Consider the following 5585-nt stretch of genomic DNA (forward strand, 5'->3'; position numbering starts at 1 on the left):
TCGATGGTAAACCAGATACTGCCGTCGATGCCCGCTGCAATCGCGATTGGCGCATCCTCTGGCTCGCCCATGCGGTACTCAACAAATTTTTCCTTGGCGACGGCTCGTACCAGCACCAGCGCACCTCCCGCCAGAACCGCGATACAAAGCATTGTGACTAGCGCCCCGATTCCGAAGTTTACAATCCTTCGCGGCCGTACGAGTTTCGAAGTCGACACCAGTCACTCCACGGCTCTGATACCGTTCCTGAATCCAAAGTTCTCAACGATAGTGGCTGCGGCTATTCGCGTCAGTGGTACCGGCGGCCACGCGCGGATCAAAGCGACAGATCGGCTGCGCCGCGTTTGCGTGACAGGTAACGTACCACAAGGCAGCCGCCGATCAGAACGAGCAGAAGAAACGAGAGAGCACCGGCCAGGCTGATCGGTTCGATGCGCGCCAACAGGTTGCCGCCATCGACCGCCATGCGCCAAACCTCCGCATAGGGCATCAGCGAAAAGACTGCGTAGACGATACCCGCATCTTTCGGATCGCGGGCGAGAGGGCCGGCCTCGATATGAATCGGAAGGTTGTCTTCTTTCTGCGCCCACGTTTCTCCACCGTCCTCGCTGCGGTAGATTCCGCGATCAGAGGAAACCACCAGGATCATCGCGTCGGCGCTCGCCGCGATACCGCGCACTCGGGCTTTCGGCTCAGGCAGTGAACGTCCAACGGAATGCCAATCGGAACCGAGGTCGTCGCGGACAAGGACTCCGCCGCGCGCCGCCGCCCACAGCCGATGCGGCCGCGTCGCATCGGCGGCGATCGTGTCGACGGGCGCGTCTGCGCCGCCAAAACCGGCGTCGGACCAGGTGCGTCCCCCATCGCGGCTGATCATCGCCTGGCCGTCAATCACGGCCGCCAGCGTGTCGGCCGATCCCGCAAATGCCGCCAGCGCCGTCATTTCGCTCGCCTGCGGGAGCCCGGGCACGACCGCATAGGTGCGCCCGCCGTCCTCGCTCGAAAACAGCCCGCTGCGGCCGAGCAGATAGAAACGATTGTTCGCTGGTCCGCTGACCAGAGCTCGCGCCGGAATCGCGGAGTCCGGGGCCCTGGCGCGCAGCCAGCCGTTGCGGTCGCGGCGAAACACACCGTTTACGGCCGCGCACACAGCCAACTCGCCCTCCGGCGAGAAGGCAAGCGCGAATACCGCGCCGATGACAAGATCTCGCGCCTCCGGCACCCAGCTCCGACCTCCATTGTGCGAACTCAAGAGTCCGAGGTCGGTGCCGACCAACAGGTGGGACGAATCGCTTGGGTCGACGGCGACGACAAGTGCCGCATTGAGAAACAGGCCGACATCCGCATTCAACCAGGCGGCGCCGAGATCACGGGAGCGAAACACGCCACCATAGCTGCTCGCGTCATGCGCAGACACGCTGCCAGTCAAAAGGAACATCACGCAGGCAAGCCAGAGGGGCAGCCTACGCGCGCAGATACTTCTTCTTCCAGTCGCAGGATCAAGCGGTCGAGGTGGGAAGACTGATCCCACCTCGAAAACACCTCTCATGGCTTGCGCGACTTTTCACCCGGCGCCAACGTGAGCTCGGCCATGCGGCCGCCGTTCAGCGCCACCCAAGAATTCTTCGTCAACGGATATTTGTCCGTGTAGCTCAGCGGCTCGTGGGCGGCGACGCAGTTGTTATAGCCGCCGGTGATCTTGTAGCACTTCTCATAGGCGAGAAACTGCTGGACGGTATCGGTCTGCTGCACGTTCGCCGTCATCCAATCGCGGATGCCCTCGTACGACGAAAACGCGTCCGAGCCAAACACTAGCTTACCGATGCTGGTCGGCACCTCGAGCAGTTGCGAGCCGGCTGTATGAGCGCGAAACGCCGGATGAATCCGCACGCCCGGCAGGATCTCCATCTCGCCGTCGACGATCACCGCCTTGCCCTTCAGCACCTTGCCGTAGACCTCCTCGACGGTGAGCGGCATGTAGCCGCAAGCAGGCGTACGGTTGCAGCCCCCCGGATCGGAGTTAACTGCCCGGATGTGCGGTTCCGGATAGTTGAGGGCCCATTCAATCGCTTTTAGCTCTTCGCGCTGGACGTAGAGCACGGCATTGGGCAGGTCAGACAATTGGCCGGCGTGGTCCCAATGAGCGTGGCCGATCACCACCTTGGTGACATCGGCGGCATTGAAGCCGAGAGCCTTCAGCTGGTCCGGCAGTGGAGCCCAGTGATCCGACCCGGTCATCTTCAGGTAATCCTGCTGCTTCCAACCGGTATCGTAGAGGATCAACTCGCTTCCGCATTTGATCACGCCGACGTTTACCGGCAGATCGACGCTCGCAATGTTGCTCTCCGGCTTGGTGCTGCCAGGCACGAAAGTGCGATCTGGCATGAAGGATCCGAACGGCACGTTCATGAAACGGCTGCTCTCGATCAGCCATGCCGAGCAGACCGGTTGTTGGGCCTGCGCCGCCAAGCCGAATAGGCTTGTCATCGCCGCCATCCCCGCGGTCAACGCAAACGAACGGATTCTAGGTGCACATCTTCTCATTGCGTTCCTCCGTTACAGCTGAATGATTTCCTTTTGACTGGAAGACGGATTTCGCTTGCTGCTTCCCTTCGATCGACCACTAGTGCGGCTTGTATTGTCCCGGCCAAAGCACTTCGCCAACGCGAAGCATGTACTCCGAAGCCTTCACATCCAAACTATGCGCAACTTGGAGTCGCTGCGAGTCGCCGTCTTCGGCGAACTTTAGCATCTCGGTCGCGGCGTTGGCGTAGAGTGCCATCGCGTCGACGTACTGCGACTGTGTCTTCGATAGCGAGGGTGGCGCGCTCATGGCGCGGACCTGCATTTCGGCATCATGAAAGAATTTCGCCAGCGGCTCGATCTTTCGTGCGAACGCCTGTGCGTCCCGATCCTCGGTCTGATAGGTAATGCCGGCAAAGCTCAATGCCACCGCCGACCGCGTCGCCTCACGGTGGACGGCCCACAAGGTTGTCGCGAAGCGCTCCTCGTCCGCCGTCAACGCCGGCAGCTGCGCCTTCTCGGCCCGCGCGTTGAACGTTTGCAGCGCTGATTGCGACCGCGGCCGGATCTCGTGTAGCCATGCCGCACCCGCGGTTGCCGCGAGCGCGACAACGACGCCCGCCAGCAACAAGGATCGCCCACCGGCCGTGCCGATCGTCTGAATGGCGCATCCTCCATTTATAGTTGCGGCACTCTATCCCTCGGTTTCCGCGGCGGTCAACCGACGCGGCGGCGAAACAGACCTGCCCGTACCAATTCCTTGCCGTCGTCAACTTGCGGTCAATGGGGTTCCCAGGTCGGCGCGCCAGTGAACAGGCCCCCATCGGCAAAGCCGATCCCGTAGACCAGGACCAGCCCGAAGACGAAGCTAACGAGCCCCGAGGCCACCCGGAGCCGCCAATTGAATTTTGGCAGATTGACCGCCGTGAACACAAACGGCGCCGACAGTATCAGCGTGATCAACATCATTCCGGCGATGGTGCCGAGCCCGAACAGCAGCAGATAGCCGAGCGCAGCGATCGGCTCGCGTATGATGGATAGGACCATCAGGGCGACGGCGGCCGATCCTGCAAGGCCGTGCACGAGGCCGACCGCGAAGGGGCGCAGCCACTCATAGAGCGCGATCCGCCCGAGCCAGGATCGGTCAAGCCGCGCCAATGGTGTATGCTCCTCAGCGTGCCCGTGCGCACCGAGGTGGTGACCGTGCGGGTGCCGGTGCACGTAATCGCCGTGCGCATGCAAGTGGTCATGAAGATCGAGCGCATGTCCGCTGCGGACGCCGGCATGGACGTGAGCTGTGCCGACCGCGCGCCCGATCCCCGTCAAGGTGAGAACGCCGAGCAGGATCAGCATGATGCCGACCGCAAATTCCATCGACAGACCAAGCTGCGGCGGGATAACGACCCCGAACACGACGATCGCGGCGCCGACCGCCATGACCGTGATGGTGTGTCCTACGCCCCAAGCGGCACCGATCAGCGCCGAGCCCGCCACGCTGCGTTCGCGGCTGACGATCGTCGCGATAGCGACCACATGGTCGGCGTCGGTCGCATGCCTCATTCCGAGGAAGAAGCCGAGCAACAGGAACGACAAGACATTCAGGGCAGTTCCGGTCATGCGCACACGCTAACATGGCTATCCCCGAGCCGTAACATCCAATGTCTCGACCCGACGACACCAATTCGAGTTTGCGTGCGCGCGCCCTGAGTACGGTTGAGTGTGGGGCATGCGGCCCGGCCCCGCATGCTTGGGTCACCGGATTGTCGTGCTCATGTCCGGGTCCTGGCCCATGGCCGACCCGCCAGAGCGCGAGCCGACGCTGTCCGCTTCCGGGACCAGATCAGACGCTGCGCGCGTTCGCTCCCCGATCGGCTTCAGCAACCCCACCGCCCTAGAACTGATACCGCCGCAGCCCCCCATCCACCGGGATCACCGTCCCCGTGATGTACCGCGCCACCGGCGAGGCCAGGAACACCGCGAGCGCCGCCAGGTCCTCCGGCTCACCCCAATAGCCGACCGGAATCTCTTCCTCCGCAAAGCGCTCGCGATAGTCCGGCGGATAGTTGCGGCGGATCTGCTCGCTCATGATGCGGCCGGGCGGGATGCAGTTGATGGTGATGCCGTGCTCGCCGATCTCGCGCGACAGGCCCTTGGCCCAGGCGTGCACGGCGGCCTTTGCGGCGAACGCGGCGTTGAGCCCTTCCGGCTCGGACTTGCCGGTGATGTTGACGATGCGGCCCCATTTGCGTTCGATCATCTGCGGCAGCAGCGCATGCGCGATGCGGCGGTAGCTGGTGAAATTCAGCGCGATCGCTTCGTCCCATTTGCTGTCGGGCGCGTCGACGGGAAGGGGACGGCTGCCGCCGGCGTTGTTGACGAGGATGTCGACATGGCCGAGCTCTTTGAGCGCGAAGGCTGTGATCTTCTCGGCCGCGTCCTTGGCCATCACGTCCTGCTCGAACGGCGTGATCAGTCCGCCGCCGACCTCCTGCACCAGCTCGGCGAGCAGGTCGGTGCGCCGCGCCACGCCGACCACGCGCACGCCTTCGGCCGCGAGGCCCTTGGCGATGGCGCGGCCGATGCCGATGCTCGCTCCGGTGACGACAGCGGTTTTCGATTTGAGCCCGAGATCCATGGTCGCACGCTCTCTTGCTTGGTTTCTTGTTGCGGTTCGTTTCCTGCCCGTCCCTGTCAGGACGAATTGCCTGAGCGGGACGAGCAGTGGTAACCAAGAGCCACGTTGAAGGAAACACGAAAAAGAAAAGGCTGAGACGATGGTCTGGGATCCGCAGCAATATCTGAAGTTCTCCGGCCATCGGCTCCGGCCCGCCGTCGACCTGTTGATGCGGATTCCGGATTTTGCGCCGCGCGAGATCGCCGATCTCGGCGCCGGCGCGGGCAACGTCACCAGGCTGATCAGGGAGCGCTGGCCGGATGCGACCGTGACCGGCGTCGAAGGCTCGGCGGAGATGGTTGCCGCCGGCCGCAAGGCGGCGCCGGACGTGCAATGGTCCCATGAAGACCTCGGCCAGTGGCGTCCGGCCAAGCGATATGACTTGATC

Annotated in this window: 6 protein-coding genes; 1 reads left to right on the forward strand and 5 read right to left on the reverse strand. The window is 63.3% G+C overall.

The window, feature by feature from the left end:
* Positions 1 to 316: 316 nt before the first annotated feature.
* The 5 genes from AC1D00_RS24200 to AC1D00_RS24220 form a co-directional block, all read right to left on the reverse strand.
* Complete coding sequence (locus AC1D00_RS24200) at positions 317 to 1441, reverse strand: WD40/YVTN/BNR-like repeat-containing protein (protein WP_477012381.1); 1125 nt, start codon at positions 1439 to 1441, stop codon at positions 317 to 319.
* Between the two features lie 104 nt (positions 1442 to 1545).
* A complete protein-coding gene (locus tag AC1D00_RS24205; RefSeq protein WP_404553973.1) occupies positions 1546 to 2487 on the reverse strand; it encodes an MBL fold metallo-hydrolase in 942 nt (313 codons plus the stop codon).
* Between the two features lie 136 nt (positions 2488 to 2623).
* A complete protein-coding gene (locus AC1D00_RS24210; RefSeq protein ID WP_135178534.1) occupies positions 2624 to 3151 on the reverse strand; it encodes a hypothetical protein in 528 nt (175 codons plus the stop codon).
* A 152-nt stretch (positions 3152 to 3303) separates the two neighbouring features.
* Positions 3304 to 4140, reverse strand: coding sequence for a hypothetical protein (locus AC1D00_RS24215; RefSeq protein ID WP_404553977.1), 837 nt, complete (start codon positions 4138 to 4140; stop codon positions 3304 to 3306).
* A 274-nt stretch (positions 4141 to 4414) separates the two neighbouring features.
* On the reverse strand, positions 4415 to 5158 hold the full coding sequence (locus AC1D00_RS24220; protein WP_477012382.1) for an SDR family NAD(P)-dependent oxidoreductase: 744 nt from the start codon (positions 5156 to 5158) through the stop codon (positions 4415 to 4417).
* A 139-nt stretch (positions 5159 to 5297) separates the two neighbouring features.
* Between AC1D00_RS24220 and AC1D00_RS24225 the strand changes: the two genes are divergently transcribed.
* On the forward strand, positions 5298 to 5585 hold a 288-nt coding region (locus AC1D00_RS24225), incomplete at its 3' end, for a methyltransferase domain-containing protein (RefSeq protein ID WP_477012383.1).

This window comes from Bradyrhizobium sp. P2_E8 (assembly GCF_056403875.1).